The following is a 26588-nucleotide window of genomic DNA, read 5'->3' on the forward strand; positions in this document are numbered from 1 at the left end:
TTCATCAGGTGACTGGGGGTGGAATGTTGGGGTTAGAAGCCATGCGGCAACCAGGGCGCCAGGTGATGGCCGAAGGCCGTCGAGGTCGACGCCAGTGCTCCCGCGCGCTCCTCGCCGACCAGCCCGGCCGTCGCCAGCCCGGCCAACGAGCTGTCGCCCAGATAGACCGTGCTCAACGCCCGCACGTCCAGGGACAGTTCGGCGGCGTCCCCGGTGCGCTCACAGACCGCACCGGCCGGGCCGCCGCTCAGCCGCCAGCGGCCCGCGTTCCACGGGCAGAAGTCGTCCCGCACATCGAGCACCACATCCACCTCGGTCGCGTAGCGCCGCGCGGCCAGCGCCGCCCCCACGTCGACGGGCCGCAGGTAGAGCCGGTCCCGCACCTGCAGCGAGCAGCTGCGGATATCGTTCACCAGATGGGTGAAGGCGTCGTCCAGCGGCCGGCCCGACAACTGCACCCAGGACATCAGGTCCAGGTCCAGCAGATAGCGCAACAGCGCGGCGTAGGCGGCCGGATCGAGCGTGTCCAGATCCCGCACCAGCACCTGGCCCGCCGCCACGGTCTGCTCCCAGACCGGCTTGGTCGCGTAGCGGGCGTAGCCGAGCAGTTCGCCGTCCCGTTCGGCCAGCACACAGCGCCGCTCGGACGCGCCGTCGCGCTCCCGCTCCGGATCGAGCAGCGGCAGCCGCTCCCAGCCGGGGCGCCGCTGCAGCATCCCGGGCCGCCGGCCCAGCAGTTCGGCGTAAAGCGCCTCGCAGCGGTCCAGCGCCTCCTCGGGGGAGACCACGGTCAGCTCGATATCGTCCGTGCCCGGCGGGGTGAAGGCCAGCCGCACCCGATGGGTGTCGATCCGGGCGGAGAGCGAGCGCGTCGCCACGCCGTAGCCGAACCTGCCGTAGATCGCGGCCTCGGCGGCGGTCAGCAACGAAAGGGACTCGCCCCGCTCATGGGCGTCCCGCAGCCCGTCGCCCATCAGCCGGCGCAGCAGCCCGCGCCTGCGGTGCGTCCCGGCCACGGACACCATCGTCACCCCGCCCGCGTCGACCACCGCGCCGCCGGGCAGCGAGACGCCCAGGTTGAAGGTGCCGAAGGTGCCGATCACCCGCCCCTTGTCGAACGCGCCCACGCTTCGGTCGAGATCGGCCAGATCCCGCCAGAGCGTCGCCTCCTCCGGCGCTTCGAGAACACCGCCGAACGCCCACTCCAGGGCGCCGTACCAGCGCTCCCACTCGTCTTCCTCGATGGTCCGTACCTCGATCGTCATATGGACACACCTACCAAGGATCACCCTGCCGGGCGATTCGATTTCCCGGCCCCGGCGCGGTCGGGGAGCCGCGCCAGCCCGCCCCGCGTGGGCGCACGGATGTCCGAGCACCCCAGGGGTTCGACGTGCGGCTGACCCGGTGGATAAGGTCCCAAATCATGACACGCCCCAGCGTGCCCGTCCCTCCCAAGGAGAGCCTGCGGGCGCGGAGCCGCAAGGTGCTCCACCGCGCGCGCGTCGGGCTGCGCCGGTCCGCCGTGGACTACTTCAGGGGCGGCGGTTCCGACTGGATCGCCTTCACCGCCCTGATGTTCTCCATCCCCATGCTCGCCTTCGGCACGGCGACCTGGCCCGAGTGGTGCCCGCCCGAGGCGCTGCTGCTGCCGCTGGTCGCCGCCGGTCTGCTGCTGCGCCCCGCCAGCCTGCTGGGCCTCTATGCCGCCGCCGCCACCGCGCTGGTGCTGGAGACCGCGTTGATCGACGCCGAGCGCTCCGCCCCCGACCCGGTCACCCCGGGAACGATTCTGCTGGTCGCCGCCGTCGCGCTGATCGGCCTGCTGATCGCGCAGTTCCGCAGCCGGGTCGGCGTCCCCTGGCGGCGCGGCCACACCATGCTCTTCGACCTGCGGGAACGCATCAGGGCGCAGAGCGCCCTGCCGGGCCTGCCGGCCGGCTGGCACCACGAGATGTCGCTGCGGCCCGCCGGCGGGCAGTCCTTCTCGGGGGACTTCGTGGTCGCCGCCCGCACCGGGCCCGGACGCCGCACGCTTGAGGTGGTGCTGACGGATGTCTCGGGCAAGGGCATGGACGCGGCCTCCCGTTCGCTGCTGCTCTCCGGCGCCTTCGGCGGTCTGCTCGGCTCGCTGCCACCGCACGGCTTCCTGCCGGCGGCCAACGGCTATCTGCTGCGGCAGAACTGGCAGGAGGGCTTCGCCACCTCCATCCATCTGGTGCTCGATCTGGACACCGGCGACTACGAGTTGCTCTCCGCCGGGCATCTTCCCGCCCTCCAGCTGAACGCGGGCACCGGGCGGTGGCAGGAGACCACCGCCGAGGGCCCGCTGCTCGGCGTCTACGACGGCGCCGAGTTCCATCCGGCCAAGGGCACGCTGCGCCGGGGCGATGTGCTGATGCTCTTCACCGACGGCCTGGTCGAGCGGCCCGACCAGGATCTCTCCGAGGGCATCGACCGGCTGACCGGCGCCGCCGACCGCTATGTGGCCACCGGCTTCCGCAACACCGCCTGGCATCTGATCGAGGCCGTCGCCAAGGACGTCAACGACGACCGCGCGCTGGTCCTGATCGGTCGGGAGTAGCCGCCCGTCCATGCGGCTCGGATCGTTGTCCGTCGGTTTCCGTCAGCTTCGGTCCTTCGGGTTCACCCACCCACTGGGCTGATCACCCGGCGGAGCGTAATGCGCACGTTCCGTGTCGCCGGTGGTGAGCTGCGGGGATGGTCGGCGCCCGGGCCCCCGTCCTGGGCCGAACGGCCCTGGCCGCCGCCCCCGCCCTGATGCGACGCGCCCGTGGGTGGCCTTGGCTCGTGATCATGAGCGATGTCAGAAACCCAGGACACCCGGCGGAACCGGAGCAGGCGGCGAACGTTGAGAAGGCCGACGGGCCGGAGAGACCCGGGGCGCCAGGGAAGACGGAGGCCCGGCGCCTCCCCGTTCGACGGACGGCCGCGCGTTGGGCCCGGCGGGTGTCGGCGCCGCTGGCCGCCCTCAGGGGCCGCCGCCTGCTGGCCCGGCGGGCCGCCGGCTGCACGGCGCTGGGCGCGCTGGCGATAACGGGGCCCTGGGCGGTCGCGGCCATCGGCCACGAGGACAGGACCGACCAACCGACAGGCGAGATCAGCCAGTTGCTCGGCGGCCTCGGCGACAACGCGGCCGGGGACGCGCTCGGCCCCTACTTCGGCGGCCTCGGGGACATGGACGAGGCCCCGTGGTACTGGCAGCCGCTCGCCGCCGAGGAGTGGGCGATGCCGGTCAGCGGCTACCCGATCTCCGCCGCCTACGGCCGGCCGGGCAGTTGGGCCGCCGGCTACCACACCGGCGTGGACTTCGCCGTGCCCGTCGGCACCGCGATCCACTCCGTGGGCCCCGGCACCGTGGCCGAGACCAGATACCACCCGGACTACGGCGCCATGGTGCTGGTCGCCCTGGACGACGGCTACTTCGCCCTCTTCGCCCATCTCTCCGGCATCGCCGTCGAGCCGGGGCAGCGGGTCGCGGCGGAGAGCTGGATCGGCGACTCGGGCAACACCGGCCGCAGCACCGGCCCGCATCTGCACTTCGAGATCAGGGCCGACCGGAACTACGGCAGCGATGTCGATCCGCTCAGCTATCTCGCGAACCACGGCGTGGCGGTGCCCTGAGCCGCCTCCGGTGCCCTGAGCCACCTCCGGTGGCCCACCCCGCGCGGTGGGCCACCGGCCGCACGTCAACCCGCCTTGACCGGCTTACGGTTGCCCGTCTCGTCGGACCGGCCCCGCTCGCCGCCGGCGCCGCGCTCTTTTCGTTCCGTCTCGTCGTCGCCCCGGAACACCCAGCTCAGGGACGGTTCCACCATGAACCGGAAGACGCGGCGGACCGGTGCGGTGCAGAGCAGGGTGACCACCAGCGCGCCGAGCGCGGTGACCGCCAGACGTCCGCCCGGGGTGTCCACCCAGGCCACGTCGTACCACTCCCACCAGCGCGACGCCTTCACCACGAAGCCGTGCAGCAGATAGCCGTAGATCGTGCCCGCGCCCAGCGCGGTGTACCAGCGTCTGCGCCGGGGCACCCAGGACAGGAAGGCGACGCTGAGCACCAGGCCGCAGCCGAAGAGCGCCAGGCTCATCACCACGCCGATCCACCAGTCGAAGCCCATCTCCTGGGCGCTTGAGCTGCGGTAGAACCAGCCGGCGTCCATCCGGGGGACCGCCCAATAGGCGGTGACCAGCGCGCCGAGCAGGACGGGCAGCGCGGCCAGCCGCACCTCGCGGCGGCGCACCAGCTCGAAGTGCTCGGGGCGCAACCGCATGCCCAGCACGAAGAACGGCAGGAACTGCAGGACGCGTTGGATGTTGAGGTCGTTGCCCAGCGAGGGCGTGAAGCTGGCCAGCGCGGCGACCGTCAGCGCGATCGGCATCGGCCAGCGCACGACGTTCCACAGCGGGGCCGTGATGCGCCAGACGAAGAGCGCGATCAGAAACCAGGTGAGGTAGTAGGGGTCCAGAAGGGCGAAGGGGTAGTCCGGGCTGTCGGTGCCCCAGCGGACAAACAGCACATAGGCCACACCGAAGATCAGATAGGGCGCCAGTACCCCGCTCACCAGCCGTCTCAACTGGTGCGGGCGGGCCGTGAAGTTCCGCGAGAAGTAGCCGGCGATCATGATGAAGGCCGGCATGTGGAACGCGTAGACGAACATGTACAGCGCCGCCATCGTGCGGGAGTCCTCCCGCAGCGGGGTCCACGCGTGGCCGATCGCCACCAGGACGATGGCCAGGTACTTGGCGTTGTCGAAGAATGGGTCGCGCGAGGTGCTTCGGGCTTGACCGTCCGTGGTAGCCGGTGGGGGGACGGCCTTCGTCGCCCGGACCTCGGGCAAGGGGGCTCGTTGGTTACGGACGTGCAACATTGTTCGCACGATAGCGCTTCTTCAGGTGATCCGTACATTCGCCCGACGGAATGCGGGAATCCTCATGAGGATTCTGATGACGAAACGAGAATCTCCGGTGGGCGACGTCCGGTCAGTGTCTGAAATCGGGTGATTTGACTGCGGTAAATCCAGACTAAACAGTCTCTATCGGGCGGCCCGTCGACGACCGGTGAGCCCCGCGATGTGGGAGGAATGGCCGACGAATAGCCCGCGTCGGCCGTCGAGCAAGGGCTCCCGAACGTCGGCGCCGCGCGCTGGAATTGTCGTCGGCCCGGGGGGTGCGGTGGCTAACGGACAGATAACGGGCGAAGCGGCGTCCGAGCTCCCCCGGACGCCGTCCGACGGGTCTGTCGGAGGGTCATCCGCCTCCCTTGGACCGGCAGTTGATGGCACGATGGTGCCTGCGGGGGTGTGGCGGCCGTGGTCAAGCCCCTGACGGAGCAGTGGCGACCTTCCGAAGGTGTGATCAGTTGTGGTTATCTCGTTCTCTCTGGCCCTGCTGTTCGGCGTGATCATGTTCTTCATGATCCGAAGCGGGGCGGTCAAGTGGGGCCCGGCCATCGTGGCGATCCTCTTCGGCTTCTCCCTGGCCTCCACCGGCGCCGCCGACCCGATAAACGACTTCCTGCGGTCCGTCACCGACGGGGTCAGCGACGTGGACGACTCCATCAACAGCGCGCCCTGACCCGGCCACCCCGAGGCCGCACCCGCGACCGGCGGGACAGAGATGAGGCCCGGTCCCCGAGAGGGGCCGGGCCGGGCGCCGGTGGATCGGGCGCGGGTGAGAGGGAACGAGCCGGACGGCAACGAGAGAGCGGGCGACGGGAATCGAACCCGCGTAGCTGGTTTGGAAGACCAGGGCTCTACCATTGAGCTACGCCCGCACGCGCCGAGGCGGCATGCGCCTCGGAGACGCTGAGCATCGTACCAGCGCCCAACGGCCCACCCCGCCCGCCGACATCGCGGGCGCGCTCGGCGACGGCGGTCGGCGGGCTCGCCGTGGGCCCGAGAGTCGGCCCGGCCCACAGCCCTGTACGCTACGTACCGCGTCGTGAGCCACGACGGGGTGTGGCGCAGCTTGGTAGCGCGTCCGCTTTGGGAGCGGAAGGTCGTCGGTTCGAATCCGGCCACCCCGACCACGTACGATGACTTGCCTGTGCGCCTGTGGTGTGTCCGCATGACGGGGCGCTTCAGTCGTTTCGCCAGATCTCTCGATTGTCAGCCCCAAGGAGACCGACCGTGAAGAGCGCCGTGGAGACCCTGAACCCCACCCGGGTTCGGCTCACTGTCGAGGTGCCCTTCGAGGAGCTCAAGCCCAGCCTCGACGCGGCGTACCGCAAGATCAACCAGCAGGTCCAGGTGCCGGGCTTCCGTAAGGGAAAGATCCCGGCCCGGATCATCGACCAGCGCTTCGGACGTGGTGCGGTCCTTGAGGAAGCGGTCAACGAGGCGCTGCCCAAGTTCTACACGGACGCGGTCAACGAGGGCGAGCTGAACCCGCTCGGCCAGCCGGACGTCGACATCACCGAGCTGAAGGACAACGAGACGTTGACCTTCACCGCCGAGGTGGACATCCGCCCCGAGCTGGAGATCCCCGACTACTCGGGCATCGAGGTCACCGTCGACGCCGTCGAGGTCTCCGACGAGGACCTGGAGAAGGCCGTCGACCAGCTGCGCTACCGTTTCGCCTCCACCACCGTGGTCGAGCGCGAGGCCGCCGACGGCGATGTCGTCAAGATCGACCTTGAGGCCAAGGTCGACGGCGAGGTCCTTGAGGACGGCGTGGCCACCGGGGTCAACTACACCATCGGCTCGGGCCAGATGCTCGAAGGTCTGGACGAGGCCGTCATCGGCCTCGCGGCCGGCGGCACCGCCACCTTCACCAGCGAGCTGCGCGGCGGCTCGGGCGCCGGCCAGGAGGCCGAGGTCACGGTCTCGGTCGAGTCCGTCTCCGCCCGTGAACTGCCCGAGCTGGACGACGACTTCGCCCAGCTGGCCAGCGAGTTCGACACGCTGGAGGAGCTGCGCGACGACAGCCGCAGGCGGCTCACCGAGGAGCGCACCTACCAGCAGGCCACCGAGGCCCAGGAGAAGGTGCTGGACGCGCTCCTCGAACTGGTCGAGGTCCCGCTGCCGGAGAAGCTGCTGGCCGAGGAGATCAAGACCCGCAAGCACAACCTGGAGCACCACCAGCTGCCCCAGCTCGGCATGGACCTGGAGGCCTACCTCAAGCTCCAGGAGAAGACCGCCGAGGAGTTCGACGAGGAGCTGCGCGAGCAGGCCGCGAAGGGCATCCGCACCCAGTTCGTGCTCGACGAGATCGCCAAGCGCGACAACCTCAACGTGAGCCAGGAGGAGCTGACCGAGCACCTGGTGCGCCGGGCGCAGTCCTCGGGAATGAGCCCCGACCAGTTCGCCAAGGCGGTCGTCGAGGGCAACCAGGTCCCGATGCTGGTCGGTGAGGTCACCCGGGGCAAGGCCCTGGCCGCCGTGGTCGAGCAGGCCACGGTCAAGGACAGCAACGGCGACCCGGTCGAGCTGGACGACGAGCCCGAGGACGCCGACGCCGAGGTGAACGAGGCCACCGACGAGGCCGACGATGCGGCGGACGAGGTGGCCGAGGCCGCGGCGGCCAACGAGGCTGCCACGGCCGGCGGGACGAAGAACGAGAAGCCCAACGACGCCTGAGCCGGCGCGAGTAGCGACCTCGACGGGGCCGGACGCCCACCGCGTCCGGCCCCGTTCGCTACCCGGGATGGGGGTGACCCTGCGCTCACAGCGAACAGTTCCCTGGTCGGGATGGGTCTGTCCGAGCCGCGCGTTAGGGTCCGTAGAAACAAGCCAGATGTCGAGTGACGGCCAGGCGCACAGGCTTAGGCCGTCCAGGAATGAGCAGGTGGATACGTGACGCTCTTGATGCCCTCCGCCGCAGCGGAGCCGACAAGCGGTGGCCTCGGCGATCAGGTCTACAACCGGCTGCTCGACGAGCGCATCATCTTCCTGGGTCAGCCGGTGGACGATGACATCGCGAACCGGATCACGGCGCAGCTGCTGCTGCTCGCCGCCGATCCGGACAAGGACATCTATCTCTACATCAACAGCCCCGGCGGCTCGATCTCGGCCGGCATGGCGATCTACGACACCATGCAGTACGTCAAGAACGACGTGGTCACCATCGCGATGGGCCTGGCGGCCTCGATGGGCCAGTTCCTGCTGACGGCCGGCGCGGCCGGCAAGCGCTACGCGCTGCCCAACGCCGAGGTGCTGATCCACCAGCCGTCGGCCGGTCTCGCCGGCTCGGCGTCGGACATCAAGATCCACGCCGAGCAGCTGCTCCGCACCAAGCGCAAGATGGCCAGGCTCTCGGCCGAGCACTCCGGTGTCTCCTTCGAGCAGTGGGAGCGGGACGCGGACCGGGACCGTTGGTTCACCGCCGAGGAGGCGCGCGACTACGGCCTGCTGGACCGGGTCATCACCAGCGCGGCGGACATCTCGGGCGGCGGCGGCACGGGCGCCTGAGCCCTCGGGGGCCCTCCGGCTCCCGGCGTCCCAGGACCGTCCAGCACCGAAGCTCGCCAGCCCGCTCGTAAGCCACAGACCCAAGGCGGTACACACCCCGATGAACAAGTTCCCTGGCTCCGGCCTCTACGACCGTCTGCCGGCCGAGTCCCGTTATGTGATCCCGCGCTTCGTCGAGCGCACCTCGCAGGGCGTGCGCGAGTACGACCCGTACGCGAAGCTCTTCGAGGAGGGCGTGATCTTCCTCGGCGTGCAGATCGACGACGCCTCGGCCAACGACGTGATGGCCCAGCTGCTCTGCCTGGAGTCCATCGACCCCGATCGGGACATCCAGATCTACATCAACAGCCCGGGTGGCTCGTTCACCGCGCTGACCGCCATCTACGACACGATGGTCTTCGTCAAGCCCGACATCCAGACCGTCTGCATGGGCCAGGCGGCCTCGGCCGCCGCCGTACTGCTGGCGGCCGGCACCCCGGGCAAGCGCATGGCGCTGCCGAACTCCCGGGTGCTGATCCACCAGCCGTACTCGGAGACGGGCCGTGGTCAGGTCTCCGACCTGGAGATCGCGGCGCGCGAGGTGCAGCGGATGCGCACCCAGCTTGAGGAGATGTTGGCCAAGCACTCCACCAAGCCGATCGAGCAGATCCGTGACGACATCGAGCGCGACAAGATCCTTACCGCCGCCGAGGCCGTCGACTACGGCCTGATCGACCAGATCATCACCACCCGCACCTCCACGGCCGACTAGGCCGCCAATCGGTACCTGTGCCGGATCACACATTCGGCGCGATAAACGGCTCCATCCCCTTTGACGGGAAGGCCCCGCCGAGGGGGATTCCCGTCAAGGGGGACCATTCCACCGGGCCGACGAGGTACCGTCGTCTTCAGTAAGCACTCGGCACCGTCGCCCCGGCGGTGCGCAGTCGAAGGGGAAGCACCTCGTGGCACGCATCGGTGACGGCGGCGATCTGCTCAAGTGCTCGTTCTGCGGCAAGAGTCAGAAACAGGTGAAGAAGCTCATCGCGGGCCCGGGGGTCTATATCTGCGATGAGTGCATTGATCTCTGCAACGAGATCATTGAGGAGGAGCTGGCGGACTCGCCGGACTCCGACCTGGGAGAGCTGCCCAAGCCGCGGGAGATCTACGACTTCCTGGAAAGTTATGTGGTCGGCCAGGAGGACGCCAAGAAGGCGCTTTCGGTCGCGGTCTACAACCACTACAAGCGGGTTCGGGCCAGCGACTCCCACCAGTCGCGGGACGAGGAGATCGAGCTCTCCAAGTCCAACATCCTGCTGCTCGGCCCCACCGGCTCGGGCAAGACCCTGCTCGCCCAGACGCTGGCCAGGATGCTCAACGTCCCCTTCGCCATCACGGACGCCACCGCCCTCACGGAGGCCGGGTATGTGGGCGAGGATGTGGAGAACATCCTGCTCAAGCTGATCCAGGCGGCTGACTACGACATCAAGAAGGCCGAGCAGGGGATCATCTACATCGACGAGATCGACAAGGTCGCCCGCAAGAGCGAGAACCCGTCGATCACCCGCGATGTCTCGGGCGAGGGTGTCCAGCAGGCGCTGCTGAAGATCCTGGAGGGCACCACGGCCGCGGTGCCGCCGCAGGGCGGGCGCAAGCACCCGCACCAGGAGTTCCTGCAGATCGACACCTCCAACGTGCTGTTCATCGTCGGCGGCGCCTTCGCCGGTCTCGACGACATCATCCGGGCCCGCTCGGGGGCCAGGGGGATCGGCTTCGGCGCCGATATCCGCTCCAAGCGGGATCGGGGCAGCGCGGAGCTGCTCACCGAGGCGCTTCCCGAGGATCTGGTCAAGTACGGCATGATCCCCGAGTTCATCGGCCGGCTCCCCGTGATCACCTCCGTCCACAACCTGGACCGCGAGGCCCTGCTGCGCATCCTGGTCGAGCCCCGCAACGCGCTGATCAAGCAGTACCAGCGGCTCTTCGAGCTGGACGGCGTGGAGCTGGAGTTCGATCTTCCGGCGCTGGAGGCCATCGCCGACCAGGCCATCCTGCGCGGCACCGGGGCCCGTGGCCTGCGGGCGATCATGGAGGAGGTGCTGATGTCCGTGATGTACGAGGTGCCGTCCCGGCAGGACGTCGGCCAGGTCCTGATCACGGAGGACGTCGTCAAGTCCAACGTCAACCCGACGCTGGTGCCCCGTTCCCGGCTGGCCAAGCAGCGGGACACCTCGGTGCCGCCGCAGGAGAAGACGGCCTGAGCGGGGGCGCACCGCTCGACACGACATGAGGCGGGCCCGGAACCAGCTGGTTCCGGGCCCGCCTCATGTCCGTTCGGGTGCGGGGGAGTGCCGACCCTATGACCTCACGGAGCGACCTCCGCCGGGTTCTCGTCCTCCGGGGCACCCTCGGTGTCCCCGCCGGCGGACCCGGCCTCGACCAGGGAGGCGTTACGCAGCTGCGCGGTGTGCGCGGCGGCGTCCTCAAGGGACATCTCCACCGTGCCGGTGCCGGTCTGCTTCTGGATGATGGTGAAACCGGCGGTGCTGTAGTCCGCCCACACGCACACCGGGACCGGCACCATCTCGTTGGTGAACATGTCCCGGCTCTCGCCCTGCTGGCACTTCAGGACCGCGCCGTTGAGACCGTCCGGGTTCATGGTCTGCGGCTCGCCGTGGAGGGTCATCTCCGAGGTGGCGGCCGCCTCCTGGGCGCCGTAGGCCAGGAACGCGTCGACGGCGCCCTCGGGGTCCTCGATCCGACCCCACATGCCCAGCGTCAGCAGGGTGTGGACCTCGGTGCTGCCCAGCTCGGCCGGGTCCTGCAGCTGGCTGGCGTCGATGAGGCTGATGCCCGCCAGGTACATGGCGCTGGCGCCCTCCGCGTCGGCGAGGCCGACCTCGGCCAGCTCCTCCTCGGTGAACTCGTCGCTGCTCTGGACCGGCTCGGTCAGCTCGTAGTCGCCGAAGCTGTCGGGCAGCTCCAGCACATAGCGCGCCTCCGGGTCGGTGCCGGCGCTGTTGCCGCCGCCCCCGCCGCCGTTGTCGTCGTCGTCCTTCAGCAGGAAGAAGCCGAGGCCGCCGATGATGGCGAGCGCCACCACCGAGGCGATCACGATCACCAGGGTCTTGTTGCCACCACCGCCGCCGGGCGGCTGCGGCTGGCCGTAGGGAGGCTGCTGCCCCGGGAACTGCCCGGGCGGCTGCTGTCCGGGGAACTGCCCCGGCTGACCCGGTCCCGGCTGACCCGGGAACTGCCCCGGCTGGCCCGGCTGACCCGGGAACTGCCCCGGCTGTGCCGGTGGCTGCTGTCCATAGGGCCCGGGCTGGCCAGGGGGCTGCTGTCCGTACGGGCCGGGCTGCCCGGGGGCACCCGGCTGTCCCGGCGCATCGGGCTGCTGCGGATATCCGTACCCGGGCCCACCGGGGGCGCCGCCCTGCGCGTACGGGTTGGGGCCGCCGGGCGGCGGGCCCTGCGACGGTGGCGCCCCGTACGGGCCGGGCTGCCCGGGCGGCGGGCCCTGCGGGGGCTGCTGCCCGTACGGACCCGGCTGGTTCTGACTCATACTGCTTCCCCTCACGAGCCCTGCGTCGTCTGCGTCACGCACATCCTGTCGGATGAGATGGCTTCCTGTACATCCGCCCCCATTGCGGTTCCTGGCCGAAGGCGAGACGATCTTCCGTTCCGCGCAACGCCGTTACCGGACCGTGCGGGGCGGCCGGGAAACCTCGGCGCGGACTGTCGGTGCGGGGTCCTAGACTGAGCGCCGTGACCGAGATGACCCAGCCGCCCGCCAACGGGCCCCGCAGCGCCCCCTCAGATCTGCCGACTCAGTACACGCCGGCCGACGTAGAGGGCAGGCTCTATGAGCGGTGGGTAGACCGGGGTTACTTCGAGGCGGACGCCAAGAGCGACCGCGAGCCGTACGCGATCGTCATTCCACCGCCCAACGTGACCGGCAGCCTGCACCTCGGGCACGCCTTCGAGCACACGCTGATCGACGCGCTCACCCGCCGCAAGCGGATGCAGGGCTTCGAGACGCTTTGGCAGCCCGGCATGGACCACGCCGGCATCGCCACCCAGAACCGCGTCGAACGCGAGCTGGCCAAGGAGGGCGTCTCCCGGCACGATCTGGGCCGCGAGGCGTTCATCGAGCGCGTCTGGCAGTGGAAGGCCGAGTCCGGCGGCACGATCTCGGGGCAGATGCGGCGGCTCGGCGACGGCGTCGCCTGGTCCCGCGAGCGCTTCACGATGGACGAGGGCCTTTCCCGGTCCGTGAACACCATCTTCAAGCGCCTCTACGACGACGGCCTGATCTACCGCGCCGAGCGCATCATCAACTGGTGCCCGCGCTGTATCAGCGCCATCTCCGATATCGAGGTCGAATACCAGGACGACGCCGGCGAGTTGGTCTCCATCCGCTACGGCGAGGGCGAGGACTCCCTGGTGGTCGCCACCACCAGGGCCGAGACGATGCTGGGCGACACCGCCGTCGCCGTCCATCCGGACGACGAGCGCTACCGCCATCTGGTCGGCCGCGAGATCCGGTTGCCGCTGACGGACCGGACGATCCCGGTCGTCGCCGACGCCCATGTGGATCCCGAGTTCGGCACGGGGGCCGTCAAGGTCACCCCGGCGCACGACCCCAACGACTTCGAGATCGGCCTGCGGCACGGCCTGCCGCAGATCTCGATCATGGACGAGCAGGCCACGATCACCGCGCACGGCCCCTTCCTGGGGCTCGACCGCCTGGAGGCGCGGGCCGCCGTGGTCGGCGCGCTGCGCGCGGAGGGCCGGATCGTCGCGGAGAAGCGCCCCTACCAGCACTCCGTCGGCCACTGCTCGCGCTGTCAGACGACGGTCGAGCCCCGGCTGTCCATGCAGTGGTGGGTCAAGGTCGCCCCGCTCGCCGAGGCCGCGGGGGACGCGGTCCGCGACGGCCGGGTCGCCATCCACCCCAAGGAGATGTCCACCCGCTACTTCGAGTGGGTGGACAACCTCCACGACTGGTGCATCTCCCGCCAGCTGTGGTGGGGCCACCGCATCCCCGTCTGGTACGGCCCCGACGGCGAGATCCGCTGCCTCGGCCCGGACGAGGAGCCGCCGAGCGGCCCCGGCTGGCACCAGGAGACGGACGTCCTGGACACCTGGTTCTCCTCCGGGCTCTGGCCGTTCTCCACGCTGGGCTGGCCGGAGCGCACGGAGAGCGTCGACAAGTTCTATCCCAACTCCGTGCTGGTCACGGGGTACGACATCCTCTTCTTCTGGGTCGCCCGGATGATGATGTTCGGCCTCTATGCGATGGACGGCGTCCCCCCGTTCCACACCATCGCCCTGCACGGCATGGTGCGTGACCAGTTCGGCAAGAAGATGTCCAAGTCCTTTGGCAACGCGGTCGATCCGCTCGACTGGATGGACGCCTACGGCTCGGACGCGGTCCGTTTCACGCTCGCCAGGGGCGCCAACCCCGGCGTCGACGTGCCGATCGGCGAGGACTGGGTCCAGGCCTCGCGGAACTTCGCCAACAAGATCTGGAACGCCACCAGGTTCGCGCTGCTCAACGGCGCCACGGTGGCCGGCCCGCTGCCGGCGGCCGAGGAGCTGTCCGCCACCGACAGCTGGGTGCTCTCCCGGCTGAACGCGGTGGTCGCCCAGGTCGACGCCTACTACGAGGACTACCAGTTCGCCAAGCTCAGCGACGCCCTCTTCCACTTCGCCTGGGACGAGGTCTTCGACTGGTACGTCGAGCTCTCCAAGACCACGTTCGCCGCCGGCGGCCGGCCCGCCGAGGTCTCCCGACGGGTGCTGGGCGAGGTCCTCGACGTCACGCTGCGGCTGCTGCACCCGCTGATCCCGTTTGTCACCGAGGAGCTGTGGACCACGCTCACCGGCGGCGAGTCCGTGGTGATCGCCGACTGGCCGGTCGACTCCGGCTTCCGTGCCCCCGAGGCCGAGGCGGAGCTCGACGCCGTCCGTCAACTGGTCACCGAGGTCCGCAGGTTCCGCGCCGACCAGGGGCTGCAGCCCGGGCAGCGGGTGCCGGCCACGCTGGCCCTCGCCGACACCCGGCTGGCCGCCCACGAGCCGGCGATCAGGTCCCTGCTGCGGCTGGAGCCGGCCGGCGACTCCTTCGCCGCCACGGCCACCCTGCCGGTGGCCGGCGTCGAGGTGGCGCTCGACCTCTCCGGGGCGATCGACTTCGCCGCCGAGCGCAAGCGCCTCTCCAAGGATCTGGCCGCCGCGGAGAAGGAGCTGGCCCAGACCACGGCCAAGCTGGGCAACGAGGCGTTCCTCGGCAAGGCGCCCGAGCCGGTGATCGCCAAGATCCGGGGCCGCCGGCAGGCCGCCGAGGAGGACATCGCCCGCATCTCGGCCCAGCTGGCGAAGCTGCCCGCGTAGCGGACCCGCGCGATCGGCCCCCCGTCCCCCAGGGCCGGGGGGCCGTCGCCGCTTCCGTAGACTGGCCACCGTGAGTGACGCAGAGCCCGACCGTGGCCAGGAGCCGGACGACTTCCCGGCCTTTCCGCAGCGCGACGCGGCGGGAGACGCAGCCGCCGACGGCGGGGAGTTCGACGAGATCGTCGCCGCCGAGCGGGACCGCGACCCCGATCTCGCGGTGATCGAGGCCGGCAGTCGCACCCTGCGGGCGCTGGCCGGCCCGCCCGGCGGCGATCTGCCGACCCGCCCCGACGACCCGGAGCTCGACCGCGCGCTCGCCGAGGTCGAGGCGGAACTGCTCGCCCGCTGGCCCGAGACCAAGCTCGACCCGTCGACGGCCCGGATGACCGCCCTGATGGATGTGCTGGGGGAGCCCCAGCGGTCCTATCCGGCGATCCACATCACCGGGACCAACGGCAAGACCACCACCGCCCGCATGATCGAGGCGCTGCTCGGCGGCTTCGACCTGCGCACCGGCCGCTACAGCAGCCCGCATGTGCAGTCCATCACCGAGCGGATCAGCGTCGACGGCGTCCCGCTCGCCGCCGAGCGTTTCGTCGAGACCTACCGCGACATCACGCCCTACCTGGATCTGGTCGACGTCGCCCAGGAGCACCGGCTGTCCTTCTTCGAGGTGCTGACCGGCATGGCCTACGCGGCCTTCGCCGACGCGCCCGTCGATGTGGCCGTGGTCGAGGTGGGCATGGGCGGCAGCTGGGACGCCACCAACGTGATCGACGGCTCCGTCGCCGTGATCACCCCGATCAGCCTGGACCACACCGCGCGCCTGGGGGACACCCCGGAGCGGATCGCCGTGGAGAAGGCCGGGATCATCAAGCCGGGCGCCCGGGTGGCGCTGGCGCAGCAGCAGGTCGACGCGGCCTCCGTGATCCTGCGCCGCGCCGTCGAGGTGGACGCCACCGTGGCCAGGGAGGGCATGGAGTTCGGGGTCCTCTCCCGGGAGGTCGCCGTCGGCGGCCAGCTGATGACGCTCCGCGGGCTCGGCGGCGAGTACCCCGAGATCTTCCTCCCGTTGCACGGCGCGCATATGGCGCACAACGCCGCCGTGGCGCTGGCCGCCGTCGAGGCGTTCTTCGGCGTGGGCGACGGCCGGCCGGCGGCGCCGCTGGACGTGGAGGTGGTACGGGCCGCGTTCGCCTCGGTCACCTCGCCCGGACGCCTTGAGACGGTGCGCACCAGCCCCACCGTGCTGCTGGACGCGGCGCACAACCCGGGCGGCGCGCTGGCCACCGCCGAGGCGGTCACCGAGGCGTTCGGCTTCAGCCGGCTGATCGGCGTGGTCGGCGCCACCGAGGGCAAGGACGTGCGGGGGCTGCTGGAGGCGTTCGAGCCGGTCTTCACCGAGGTGGTGGTGACCCGGAACGCCACCCAACGGGCCCTGGACGTGGATGAGTTGGCGGCGCTGGCGGTCGAGGTGTTCGGCGAGGAGCGGGTGCAGGTCGAGCCCCGTCTCGACGAGGCGATCGAGGTGGCCGTCGAGCTGGCCGAGGAGGAGCACGAGTACGCCGCAGCCGGCGTTCTGATCACCGGATCGGTGATCACCGTCGGCGAGGCCAGGCTGCTGCTGAAGGGCGGACGGTGATGCGCACGCTCTGCGCCAGCACGCTGGTGGGCGAGTTCCTGGTGATCGGCCTGGCCGGTCTGGTGGCCGATCGGATGTCGACCGCCGCCACCGGCACCGTCTGGTGGGTCTGTGGCATCGCCATGGTGCTCTCCCTGCTGCTCTGCGGGGTCGCGGGCCGGCCGGTGGGCGTCTGGCTCGGCTGGGCGCTCCAGGCGGGGCTGATCGCCGCCGGCTTCGTGCTGCCCGCGATGTTCGTGCTGGGTCTCGTGTTCGGCGGCCTGTGGTGGGCCTCCGTTCACTTCGGCGCCAGGATCGACGCCTATCGTGCGGGCCGGGCGGAGGCGACTCCGGCCGGCTGACCGGCCCCGCCGCCCGCTCTCTCCGGCCAGCCCGGTACTCTTAGGCGCCCCCGCGCCGACGGCGCGGCCCGGTCGGCGCATGCCCGTCGCGCATTCCCACTCTCCTCCCAGGAGCCGCCCCCATGAGCCAGCGCACTCTTGTCCTTCTCAAGCCGGACGCGGTCAGCCGGGGGCTGATCGGCGAGATCGTCGGCCGGGTGGAACGCAAGGCAGGCTGGCGGATCACCGCGCTCGAACTGCGCACCCTGGACCGGACGACGCTGGAGACGCACTACGCGGAGCACGAGGGGCGTCCGTTCTACGAGCCGCTGTTGGAGTTCATGGCGTCGGGCCCGAGCGTCGCGATGATCGTGGAGGGCGAACGGGTTATCGAGGGGCTGCGCACCCTGGCCGGGCCGACCGACCCGATCGCGGCGCCACCGGGATCCATCAGGGGCGATCTCGGCACCGTGGTGCGGGAGAACCTGGTTCACGCGTCCGACTCCGAGGAGTCGGCGGACCGCGAGGTGAAGATCTTCTTCCCCGATTTCCCTCGGGGTTGAGCGCACCACCCCGGGGCCGGTGACCGCCCGTCAGAAGACCGGCACGTCGGACCGCTCCGGCCACGCCCGGCCCGGCGGAATGCGATGGTCCGCCCCGGTGGGTATGGTCGGTGCGGGGAACCCTTCACCCGAACGCGACGTCACCATGATGGAGGGTGGGGCTGGTTCCGCCGACAATGGCGAAAGCGGCGCTCCGGCGCTCCGTGTTAGACCGGCCGTGGATACGATGGCGATGCCGCGCCTCTTCTCCCTTCGGCGGGAGAGGCCCCGACGCGCAGCCCATCGCACCCTCCGCCGACCTCCCCGCACATTACGCACAGCTGGAAGGCCAGATGCATCCCTATGGCGAACAATATGTCGTTCATCGGTCGTGACATGGCAGTGGACCTCGGGACGGCCAACACGCTGGTGTACGTCAGGGGTCGAGGGATTGTCCTCAACGAGCCGTCCGTCGTCGCGATCAACACCAACACGGGGGGCATTCTCGCCGTTGGTGCCGAGGCGAAGAAGATGATCGGCCGGACCCCCGGCAACATCGTGGCCGTTCGCCCGCTCAAGGACGGCGTGATCGCCGACTTCGAGATCACCGAGCGGATGCTGCGCTACTTCATTCTGAAAATCCACCGACGGCGCTATCTGGCCCGACCCCGGGTGGTCGTCTGTGTGCCTTCCGGAATCACCGGAGTGGAGCGCAGGGCGGTCATCGAGGCGTCGACGCAGGCCGGCGCGCGGCAGGTGCACATCATCGAGGAGCCGATGGCGGCGGCGATCGGCTCGGGCCTGCCGGTCCACGAGGCCACCGGCAACATGGTCGTCGACATCGGCGGCGGCACCACCGAGGTGGCCGTGATCTCGCTCGGCGGCATCGTCACCGCGCAGTCCATCCGGGTGGCCGGCGACGAGCTGGACAACGCGATCATCCAGCACATCAAGAAGGAGTACAGCCTTCTGCTGGGCGAGCGCACCGCCGAGAGCATCAAGATCACCATCGGCTCGGCGTACGAGCTGGACCAGGACGAGCACACCGAGATCCGGGGCCGGGACCTGGTCAGTGGCCTGCCCAAGACCGTGGTGATCTCCTCGGCCGAGGTGCGCAAGGCCATGGAGGAGCCGGTCAACGCCATCGTCGACGCGGTCAAGACGACGCTCGACAAGTGCCCGCCGGAGCTGTCCGGCGACGTGATGGACCGGGGCATCGTCCTCACCGGCGGCGGCGCCCTGCTGCGCGGCCTGGACGAGCGGCTGCGCCAGGAGACCGGCATGCCCATCCACATCGCCGAGGACCCGCTGGACTCCGTGGCGCTCGGTTCCGGCAAGTGCGTGGAGGAGTTCGAGGCGCTCCAGCAGGTGCTCGACGCCCAACCCCGGCGCTAGCCGGGGCGGCATCCGCCGGAGAAGCGGAACGTCGGCCGGGAACGTCCGGTTAGCCGGGCGGACCCGGGATTATGTGGACTGATCCAGAAAGGCACGGCCGCCGCACGTGAGGGACACCCGAGAGAGCCGGCTGCTTCTCGTACTGCTGGTATCCATCGCTTTCGCGCTGATCACGATGGATATCAGGGGTGGCGACAATTCCCCGCTCAACGGCCCACGAGAGGCGGCAGCGTCCTTTTTCGGGCCGGTGGAGGAAGCCGTCGCCGGAGCCGTCGATCCGGTCGCCAATGCGATCACCGCGGTCCGTGAATCCGGTGACCGCCACGACCGCGTCAGCGAACTCGAACGGGAAAACGCCGAACTGCGCCAGGAGTTGGGCAGCGAGGCGCACCGCGAATCGCGGATAGAACAACTCGACGAGCTGCTGCGCACCGCGGGCGCCGGACGTTACGGCATCGTCGGCGCCCAGGTGATCGCGGTGGGCGCGGGCCAGGGCTTCTCCTGGACGGTCACCATCGACGCGGGCAGCGAGGACGGCATCGCCAAGGACATGACCGTGCTCAACGGCGACGGGCTGGTCGGCCGGGTCACCACCGTGGCCAGGGGCACCGCCACCGTGGTGCTCGCCAACGACCCCGGGTTCACCGTGGGCGCCCGTCTTGAGGGCAGCCAGGAGCTGGGCTTCGCCACCGGTCGCGGCGACAACACCCTCGACGTCCAACTGCTCAACCAGCGCGCCGAGGTCGGCGAGGGCGACCGGATGGTCACCTTCGGCTCGGCCGACAACAAGCCCTTCGTGCCCGGCGTTCCGGTGGGCGAGGTGGTCAGCGTCGAGCGGTCCAACGGCGATCTGACGCGCACCGTGCAGGTCCGGCCCTATGTCTCCTTCACCCAGCTCGACCTGGTGGGCGTGGTGGTCGAGCCGCCCAGGGACAACCCCAGGGACTCGGTGCTGCCACCGCTGCCCGAGGACCTTGAGCAGCGCTCGGCGCCGGCCGAGGGCGCCGCCCCGGAGGAGGCCGAAGGGGACGAGGGCGCGGTGGACGAGTTCCCCGAGCCGGACGGTCTCGAACCGCCGGACGAAGGCGAGGACCCGGACTACGAGTTCGGCGCCCAGGCTCCCGGCCGCACCCGGGACGACCCAGCGACCAGGAGCTGATCCATGCGCGTCTACCGCACGCTGCTGTCCGTGGTGCTGGTCTTTGTCGCCCTGATGGCGCAGGTGACCATGCTGGCGCGGCTCGGGCTGCCGGGGGCCGTCCCCGATCTGCTGCTGCTCACCGTGCTGGGCCTGGCCCTGGTCTACGGCCACACCGGCGGCGCGCTCGTCGGCTTCGCCGCCGGCCTGCTCGCCGATCTGGCGCCTCCGGCCGACCACGCGGTCGGCCGTTACGCCCTGGTGCTGTGCGTCATCGGCTACGCGGCCGGGCTGACCAAGCCGGAGAACGGTCAACACCGGTCGGCCACCGTGCCGATGCTGGTGGTCGCCGGCGGCGCGCTCACCTCGACGCTGCTCTACGCCGGCGTCGGCGCCCTGGTCGGCGACACGGCCGCGCGCGATGTGGGGCTCTCCAGCCTGCTGCTCACGGCGACCCTCTACGACCTGCTGTTGGCCCCGTTCGTCGTGCCGCTGATCATGGCCGCGGCGCGGCGGACCGAGGGTGACCCGCTCTCCGGGGACGGTTCCGGCGGCGGCTCGGACAATCCGATCAGCTGGCTCGGCGGCGCCGGCACCGGGCTGCGTCCCCGGGCGCCCCGGCGCAGCCGCTACGGCAAGGCCGCCGGCATCGGCCAGCGTTCCCCCCTGCTCAGCCGTTCCGCCCGCAACCGCGCGGGCCGCATCAAGGGAGTCAAGCGGCTGTGACCAACATTCCCGAGACCGGCCGGACTTCGCGGATCACCATCCGTCTTGTGGTGATCCAGATACTGGTCTTCTCGCTGCTGCTCACCCTCGGCGGGCGGCTGTGGTACCTCCAGATCAGACAGGGGGACGAGTTCGCGGCGGAGGCCGCCGGCAACCATGTCCAGCAGGTGGTGCAGCCGGCGGTGCGCGGCTCCATCGTGGACGCGCGCGGCGTGCCGATCGCGGACAACGAGACCCGGCTGGTGGTCTCCGTCGACCGCACCGAGCTGTCCAAGCTGCCGGACGACGGCGAGGAGGTGCTTTCCGACCTCGCCGAGCTGCTGGAGCTCAGCGAGGAGGAGGTCGCCAACCGGGTCAGGCTCTGCGACGCCGAGACCCCGCAGCCCTGCTGGAACGGTTCTCCCTATCAGCCGATCCCGATCACCGACGAGGCGACCACGGAGCAGACGCTGCAGATCCGGGAGCGCTCCGAGGAGTTCCCCGGGATCAGCGCCGAGCCGACCGCCGTGCGCCGCTACCCGGCGCCGGCCGACTCCAGGGCCGCGCAGGTCCTCGGCTATCTCTCGCCGGTCACCGACGACGAGGTCGCCGACTCCGAGGACACCGACTCACCGCTGCTGCGCTCCGACCAGATCGGCCGTTCCGGTCTGGAACGGACCTATGACGGCTATCTGCGCGGCGAATCGGGCGTCACCCGCTACGAGGTGGACAAGTTCGGTCGGGTCCTGGGCGAGGCGGAGAACGATCCGGCGGTGGCCGGCGCCAATGTGGTCACCAGCCTGGACACCCGGCTGCAGGCCGTGGTCGAACAGCAGTTGGCGGGCGCGATGGAGCGCGCGCAGAACGAGCACGACGACATCACCGGCCGCGACTACGAGGCGGACTCGGGCGCCGCCGTCGTCCTGGAGAACGGCACGGGCCGGGTGCTCGCCATGGCCTCGGCGCCCGACTACGACCCCAACGTCTGGGTCGGCGGCATCTCAAGCGACGAGTACGCCCGGCTGACCGGCGAGGACGCCAACGACCCGCTGATCAACCGCGCCATCCAGGGCCAGGGCCCGCCCGGTTCCACGTTCAAGGTGGTCACCTCCGCCGGCGCCGTCAACGCGGGCTACGACTTCGACGACCGCTACAACTGCTCCTCGTCCTACGACATCGGCGGGCAGACGTTCCGAAACTTCGAGACCACCTCCTACGGCATGATCACCCTCGGCCAGGCCATCGAGGTCTCCTGCAACACCGTCTTCTACGGGATCGCCCACCGCGAATGGCAGCGGGAGGGCGGCAACAACCCGACGGACGATCCGGAGGACTTCCTCTTCGAGGCCGCGCACGGTTTCGGCCTCGGCACCCAGACCGGCATCGACCTGCCCAACGAGGTCCCGGGGCGGATCCCCGACCGGCAGTGGAAGTACGACTACTGGGAGGCCAACGAGGAGAACTGGTGCGAGATCGCCGAGTCCGACCGGGACGACTACCCGGCCCGGATCGCCCGGGAGAACTGCACCGAGGGCATGAAGATGCGCGCCGGTGACATGCTCAACTTCTCCATCGGGCAGGGCGATGTGCTGGTCACCCCGATCCAACTGGCCACCGTCTACGCGGCCCTGGGCAACGGCGGCACCCTCTACCAGCCGTCCGTCGGCCGCGCGGTGATCGCGGCGGACGGTCAGGTGATCGAGGAGTTCGAGCCGCAGGTGACCGGCGAACTCCCGGTGGACGACGAGACCATCGCGGATCTGCGGGCCGCCACCGAATCGGTGATCACCACCGGCAGCGCGGCCTGGAAGTTCGGCGGCTGGCCACAGAACGAGATCACCCTGCGCGCCAAGACCGGCACCGCCGAGGGCGCCGGCGACCAGCAGACCTCGTCCTGGCTGGCCACCTACACCGACGACTACACCGTCGTGATGACCATCTCCCAGGCCGGCACCGGCTCCGGCGCCTCGGGTGACGCCGTGCGCAGCATCTGGGAGGCCATCTACGGCGTCCAGGGCGGCGGCGTCAACGAGGACGCGGCACTGCTGCCCGAGCCGATCACCGAGCTGCCGGAGATCGACGAGACCGGCGCCATCGTGCCGGCCCCGCTGGACGACCCCGAGGACTCCGAGGAGTCCGACGGCTCCGAGGACGCCGGTGACGGTGCCGAGGACGCCGACGGTGCCGGGGGTTCCGAGAACGACGGCGACGTCGGCGTCGAGCTCGACCCGGGCACCGGACAGCAACAGGAACAGCCGGACGGCGCCGAGCAGTTCGTGCCCAATGCCGCCGCCGCGCTGTCGGGCGGCTCGCAGGTGTTCCACAGTTCACCGTTCCCCGAGCCGGTGCGGACGCCCGGCGAACCGCCCGGCCGGGAGCCCCGGCCGTGGCGAGAAGGCGAGTGAGGGCCGGCCGTTGAGCATCCACCGTCTCACCGTCGACCGGCTGGCCCCGGATCGCGGCACCTGGCGACGGCTGACCGCGCGGGACTCCGTGCTGCGGCGCGTGGACTGGATCCTGTTGCTGGCGGCGCTCGCGCTGTCCGTGCTGGGCATCCTGCTGATCTGGTCGGCGACCAGGAACCGCACCGAGATCAACGGGGGCGATCCGCACTTCTTCCTGGTCCGGCAGGGCATCAACCTGGCGCTCGGGGTGACCCTGGCCGCCGGCGTGATGTGGCTGGGTCACCACCGGCTGAGATCGGCCGTCCCGCTGTTCTTCGCCCTGTCCATGGGCTTCATGCTGCTGGTGTTCACCCCGCTGGGCACGGAGATCAACGGGCAGCGGGCCTGGCTCTCCATCGGCGGCTACACGCTGCAGCCGGGCGAGTTCGCCAAGGTGGCGATCATCCTGGGGATGGCGGTGATACTGGCCGACCAGGTCGACGCGGGGGACCGCGAGTTCCCCAGCCGCCGCGCGGTGCTGCAGGCGCTGGCCCTGGCCGCGGCCCCGCTCTGCGTCGTGGTGATCGACGACATGGGCATGGCCATGGTGATCAGCGTGATCGTGCTGGGGATACTGCTGGCCTCCGGGGCCTCCCTGAAGTGGTCGATCGGACTGATCCTCGCCGGGGTGGCCGCGGCGGTGCTGATCTGGACGCTGGGGGTGTTGGACGAGTACCAGATCGACAGGTTTGCCGCGTTCGCCGACCCGTCCAGGGATCCGGCGGGCGTCGGATACAACACCAACCAGGCCAGGATCACCATCGGTTCCGGGGGTCTTGAGGGCAAGGGCCTCTTCAAGGGCACCCAGACCACCGGGCAGTTCGTGCCGGAGCAGCACACCGACTTCATCTTCACCGTGGCCGGCGAGGAGCTGGGCTTCATCGGCGCCGGCGGGATCATCGTCCTGATCGGCGTCGTGCTGTGGCGGGCGCTGCGCATCGCCAGGGGCAGCACCGAGCTGTACGGGACGATCATCGCGGCCGGCATCGTCGCGTGGTTCGCGTTCCAGTGCTTCGAGAACATCGGGATGGCGCTGGGCATCATGCCGGTCGCCGGGGTGCCGTTGCCGTTCCTCTCCTATGGCGGCACCGCCATGTTCGCGGTGTGGATCGCGATAGGGCTGCTGCAGTCGGTGCGGATGAAACGGCCGCTGTCCGCCTGAGCGGGCCGCGGCCGTGCTTCCGGGCCGACGGCGGCGGGCGCGCGTTCCGGCGGCCGGTACGCTGAGGGGTCCAGCCTTCGTCATCGGTCATCCGTCATCGTCGCGAAAGACGTCAGCCATGCCCATCGAGTCGGTCTTCCCTCGCCTGGAGGCCCTTCTTCCGCACGTCCAGAAGCCGATCCAGTACGTCGGTGGTGAGCTGAACTCCACGGTCAAGGACTGGGACGCCTGTGAGGTCCGCTGGGCGTTGATGTATCCGGACGCCTACGAGGTCGGACTGCCCAACCAGGGCGTGATGATCCTCTACGAGGTGCTCAACGAGCGCCCCGAGGTGCTGGCCGAGCGCACCTACAGCGTCTGGCCGGACCTGGAGAAGCTGATGCGGGAGCACGACGTCCCGCAGTTCACCGTGGACGCGCACCGGCCGGTGGGGGCTTTCGACCTGCTGGGCGTCTCCTTCTCCACGGAACTCGGCTATACCAATCTGCTGACCGCGCTGGACCTGGCCGGCATCCCGTTGTCCGCCGCCGACCGCACCGAGGACCATCCGGTGGTCGTCGCGGGCGGGCACGCGGCGTTCAACCCGGAGCCGATCGCCGAGTTCATCGACTGCGCGGTGGTCGGCGACGGCGAGCAGGCCGTGCTGACGATGAGCGATATCGTCCGCGACTGGAAGCGGGAGGGCCGCCCCGGCGGCCGGGAGGAGCTGCTGATGCGGCTCGCCCGCACCGGCGGCGTCTACGTTCCGGCGTTCTACGACGTCGAATACCTGCCGGACGGCCGCATCTCCCGGGTGGTGCCCAACCGTTCGGGGGTGCCGTGGCGGGTGTCCAAGCACACCGTGATGGATCTCGACGAGTGGCCCTACCCGAAGCAGCCGCTGGTGCCGCTGGCGGAGACGGTGCACGAGCGGATGTCCGTGGAGATCTTCCGGGGCTGCACCCGGGGCTGCCGCTTCTGCCAGGCGGGCATGATCACCCGGCCGGTGCGGGAACGTTCGATCACCGGCATCGGCGAGATGGTCGACAAGGGGCTCAAGGCGACCGGCTTCGAGGAGGTCGGACTGCTGTCACTCTCCTCCGCCGACCACAGCGAGATCGCCGATGTCGCCCAGGGGCTCGCCGACCGATACGAGAAGGACAAGATCGGTCTCTCCCTGCCCTCGACCCGGGTGGACGCGTTCAATATCGATCTGGCCAACGAACTGACCCGCAACGGCCGCCGCTCCGGCCTGACCTTCGCCCCCGAGGGCGGCAGCGAGCGGATCCGCAAGGTCATCAACAAGATGGTCTCCGAGGACGACCTGATCCGCACCGTCGCCACCGCCTACGGCAACGGCTGGCGCCAGGTGAAGCTCTACTTCATGTGCGGGCTGCCCACCGAGACCGACGAGGACGTGCTGGAGATCGCCAGCATGGCGACCCGGGTGATCGCCAAGGGTCGCGAGGTGTCCGGCTCCAACGACATCCGCTGCACCGTCTCCATCGGCGGCTTCGTGCCCAAGCCGCACACCCCGTTCCAGTGGGCGCCGCAGCTCTCCGCCGAGGAGACGGACGCGCGACTGGCCAAGCTCCGCGACGCCATCCGCGAGGACAAGCGCTACGGCCGTTCCATCGGCTTCCGCTACCACGACGGCAAGCCGGGCGTCGTCGAAGGGCTCCTCTCCCGAGGCGACCGCCGCGTCGGCTCCGTCATCCGCGCCGTCTGGGAGGCGGGCGGCCGCTTCGACGGCTGGCGCGAGTTCTTCTCCTACGACCAGTGGATGACCGCCGCCGCCCCCGCGCTGGCCGCCTTCGGCGTGGACGTCAACTGGTACACCACCAGGGAACGCACCTACGAGGAGGTCCTTCCCTGGGACCACCTCGACTCCGGCCTCGACAAGGACTGGCTCTGGGACGACTGGCAGGACGCCCTCGACGAAACCGAAGTCGAAGACTGCCGCTGGACCCCTTGCTTCGACTGCGGCGTCTGCCCGCAAATGGACACGTCCATTCAAATCGGACCAACGGGGAAGAAGCTGCTGCCACTTCAGGTGCTGTGAGTCTCTGACCTGCGGGAACGGGGTGAGGCGCGGTGCACGCTGTGGAGGGGCTGTCTGAGGCCGAACGGGTGAAGCTGGCCGAACGGGTGAAGCTCCTTGCTTCCCTCACCGCCGGCCGCCGCCCGCAGCGGTGGCCAGCCCGGCCCGCCCCTCCTCCTCAGCCGCTGCCGCCGCCCCGGCGGCGGCCGGAGGTTGAGAGTGTGGTGGAGTGGGTTGAGTAGGGCGTGGGGCAGGTCGAGTGCGGCAGGATATGGAACCAATAGGGCTCCTGTGTTGCTGAGTTAAGACGTCGAACACCTCCCTCAACGGCACGGGCGCGCTGTCCGTTGCGCACTCCGATCCCACACCACCCTGTCACTCGATCAGTGGGCACGCTGAAAACGCTCAATCATCGA

20 protein-coding genes and 2 tRNA genes are annotated in these 26588 nt (G+C 70.1%); 18 read left to right on the forward strand and 4 right to left on the reverse strand.

Annotated elements, in window-relative coordinates; translation table 11 throughout:
• Positions 1 to 32: 32 nt before the first annotated feature.
• The gene (locus AOM46_RS01895; protein WP_062204587.1) at positions 33 to 1265 is read right to left on the reverse strand and encodes a GNAT family N-acetyltransferase; all 1233 of its coding nucleotides are present in this window, start codon (positions 1263 to 1265) and stop codon (positions 33 to 35) included.
• A gap of 158 nt (positions 1266 to 1423) precedes the next feature.
• Between AOM46_RS01895 and AOM46_RS01900 the strand changes: the two genes are divergently transcribed.
• Entirely contained in the window at positions 1424 to 2581 is a 1158-nt protein-coding gene (locus tag AOM46_RS01900; RefSeq protein ID WP_062204590.1) for a PP2C family protein-serine/threonine phosphatase, read from the forward strand.
• A gap of 233 nt (positions 2582 to 2814) precedes the next feature.
• Positions 2815 to 3642 carry a M23 family metallopeptidase gene (locus AOM46_RS01905; protein WP_158920192.1) on the forward strand — a complete coding sequence of 276 codons (828 nt, stop codon included), beginning with the start codon at positions 2815 to 2817 and terminating at the stop codon, positions 3640 to 3642.
• Between the two features lie 65 nt (positions 3643 to 3707).
• Here AOM46_RS01905 and AOM46_RS01910 read toward each other — a convergent pair whose 3' ends face one another.
• Positions 3708 to 4856 carry an acyltransferase family protein gene (locus AOM46_RS01910; protein WP_067225822.1) on the reverse strand — a complete coding sequence of 383 codons (1149 nt, stop codon included), beginning with the start codon at positions 4854 to 4856 and terminating at the stop codon, positions 3708 to 3710.
• 523 nt (positions 4857 to 5379) lie between these two features.
• On the opposite strand from AOM46_RS01910, the gene AOM46_RS01915 reads away from it, so the two are divergent.
• The gene (locus AOM46_RS01915) at positions 5380 to 5592 is read left to right on the forward strand and encodes a hypothetical protein (protein WP_062204595.1); all 213 of its coding nucleotides are present in this window, start codon (positions 5380 to 5382) and stop codon (positions 5590 to 5592) included.
• Positions 5593 to 5720: 128 nt separating this feature from the next.
• Here AOM46_RS01915 and AOM46_RS01920 read toward each other — a convergent pair.
• Positions 5721 to 5791: transfer RNA gene (locus tag AOM46_RS01920), tRNA-Gly, on the reverse strand.
• Between the two features lie 178 nt (positions 5792 to 5969).
• Between AOM46_RS01920 and AOM46_RS01925 the strand changes: the two genes are divergently transcribed.
• From AOM46_RS01925 to clpX, 5 genes are all read left to right on the forward strand, one after another.
• A tRNA-Pro gene (locus AOM46_RS01925) sits at positions 5970 to 6046 on the forward strand.
• Positions 6047 to 6146: 100 nt separating this feature from the next.
• On the forward strand, positions 6147 to 7595 hold the full coding sequence (tig, locus tag AOM46_RS01930) for a trigger factor (RefSeq protein ID WP_062204598.1): 1449 nt from the start codon (positions 6147 to 6149) through the stop codon (positions 7593 to 7595).
• 216 nt (positions 7596 to 7811) lie between these two features.
• Complete coding sequence (locus AOM46_RS01935) at positions 7812 to 8426, forward strand: ATP-dependent Clp protease proteolytic subunit (RefSeq protein WP_062204601.1); 615 nt, start codon at positions 7812 to 7814, stop codon at positions 8424 to 8426.
• Positions 8427 to 8526: 100 nt separating this feature from the next.
• The gene (locus AOM46_RS01940) at positions 8527 to 9177 is read left to right on the forward strand and encodes an ATP-dependent Clp protease proteolytic subunit (protein WP_062204604.1); all 651 of its coding nucleotides are present in this window, start codon (positions 8527 to 8529) and stop codon (positions 9175 to 9177) included.
• A gap of 193 nt (positions 9178 to 9370) precedes the next feature.
• Positions 9371 to 10666 (forward strand): ATP-dependent Clp protease ATP-binding subunit ClpX, encoded by a 1296-nt coding sequence (clpX, locus tag AOM46_RS01945; RefSeq protein WP_062204606.1) that lies wholly within the window; start codon positions 9371 to 9373, stop codon positions 10664 to 10666.
• 104 nt (positions 10667 to 10770) lie between these two features.
• Here clpX and AOM46_RS33765 read toward each other — a convergent pair whose 3' ends face one another.
• Positions 10771 to 11970 (reverse strand): hypothetical protein, encoded by a 1200-nt coding sequence (locus AOM46_RS33765; protein WP_158920194.1) that lies wholly within the window; start codon positions 11968 to 11970, stop codon positions 10771 to 10773.
• A 212-nt stretch (positions 11971 to 12182) separates the two neighbouring features.
• On the opposite strand from AOM46_RS33765, the gene AOM46_RS01955 reads away from it, so the two are divergent.
• The 10 genes from AOM46_RS01955 to AOM46_RS02000 all read left to right on the forward strand — a co-directional run bounded on the left by AOM46_RS01955 (position 12183) and on the right by AOM46_RS02000 (position 26193).
• Positions 12183 to 14804: a valine--tRNA ligase gene (locus AOM46_RS01955; protein ID WP_062206279.1), complete on the forward strand. Its 2622-nt coding sequence runs from the start codon at positions 12183 to 12185 to the stop codon at positions 14802 to 14804.
• 70 nt (positions 14805 to 14874) lie between these two features.
• Positions 14875 to 16446, forward strand: coding sequence for a folylpolyglutamate synthase/dihydrofolate synthase family protein (locus AOM46_RS01960; RefSeq protein ID WP_078856384.1), 1572 nt, complete (start codon positions 14875 to 14877; stop codon positions 16444 to 16446).
• Positions 16446 to 16787 carry a DUF4233 domain-containing protein gene (locus tag AOM46_RS01965; protein ID WP_062204612.1) on the forward strand — a complete coding sequence of 114 codons (342 nt, stop codon included), beginning with the start codon at positions 16446 to 16448 and terminating at the stop codon, positions 16785 to 16787. Before AOM46_RS01960 ends, AOM46_RS01965 begins: the two co-directional genes overlap by 1 nt.
• A 122-nt stretch (positions 16788 to 16909) precedes the next feature.
• Positions 16910 to 17329, forward strand: coding sequence for a nucleoside-diphosphate kinase (gene ndk / locus AOM46_RS01970; protein WP_062204615.1), 420 nt, complete (start codon positions 16910 to 16912; stop codon positions 17327 to 17329).
• A 354-nt stretch (positions 17330 to 17683) separates the two neighbouring features.
• Positions 17684 to 18703, forward strand: coding sequence for a rod shape-determining protein (locus AOM46_RS01975; protein WP_062206285.1), 1020 nt, complete (start codon positions 17684 to 17686; stop codon positions 18701 to 18703).
• A 106-nt stretch (positions 18704 to 18809) separates the two neighbouring features.
• Entirely contained in the window at positions 18810 to 19862 is a 1053-nt protein-coding gene (mreC, locus tag AOM46_RS01980) for a rod shape-determining protein MreC (protein ID WP_078856385.1), read from the forward strand.
• A gap of 3 nt (positions 19863 to 19865) precedes the next feature.
• Positions 19866 to 20567 (forward strand): rod shape-determining protein MreD, encoded by a 702-nt coding sequence (gene mreD, locus AOM46_RS01985; protein WP_062204619.1) that lies wholly within the window; start codon positions 19866 to 19868, stop codon positions 20565 to 20567.
• Positions 20564 to 22951, forward strand: a complete 2388-nt coding sequence (gene mrdA, locus AOM46_RS01990) for a penicillin-binding protein 2 (RefSeq protein ID WP_067225825.1) — start codon at positions 20564 to 20566, stop codon at positions 22949 to 22951. The genes mreD and mrdA overlap by 4 nt, the downstream gene beginning before the upstream one ends.
• 16 nt (positions 22952 to 22967) lie before the next feature.
• The gene (locus tag AOM46_RS01995; protein ID WP_370592636.1) at positions 22968 to 24152 is read left to right on the forward strand and encodes an FtsW/RodA/SpoVE family cell cycle protein; all 1185 of its coding nucleotides are present in this window, start codon (positions 22968 to 22970) and stop codon (positions 24150 to 24152) included.
• A gap of 118 nt (positions 24153 to 24270) precedes the next feature.
• Positions 24271 to 26193 (forward strand): TIGR03960 family B12-binding radical SAM protein, encoded by a 1923-nt coding sequence (locus AOM46_RS02000; protein ID WP_062204625.1) that lies wholly within the window; start codon positions 24271 to 24273, stop codon positions 26191 to 26193.
• Positions 26194 to 26588 lie beyond the last annotated feature (395 nt).

The sequence above is a fragment of the Streptomyces sp. NBRC 109706 genome (genome assembly GCF_000974485.1).
Classification (GTDB): Bacteria; Actinomycetota; Actinomycetes; order Streptomycetales; family Streptomycetaceae; genus Streptomyces.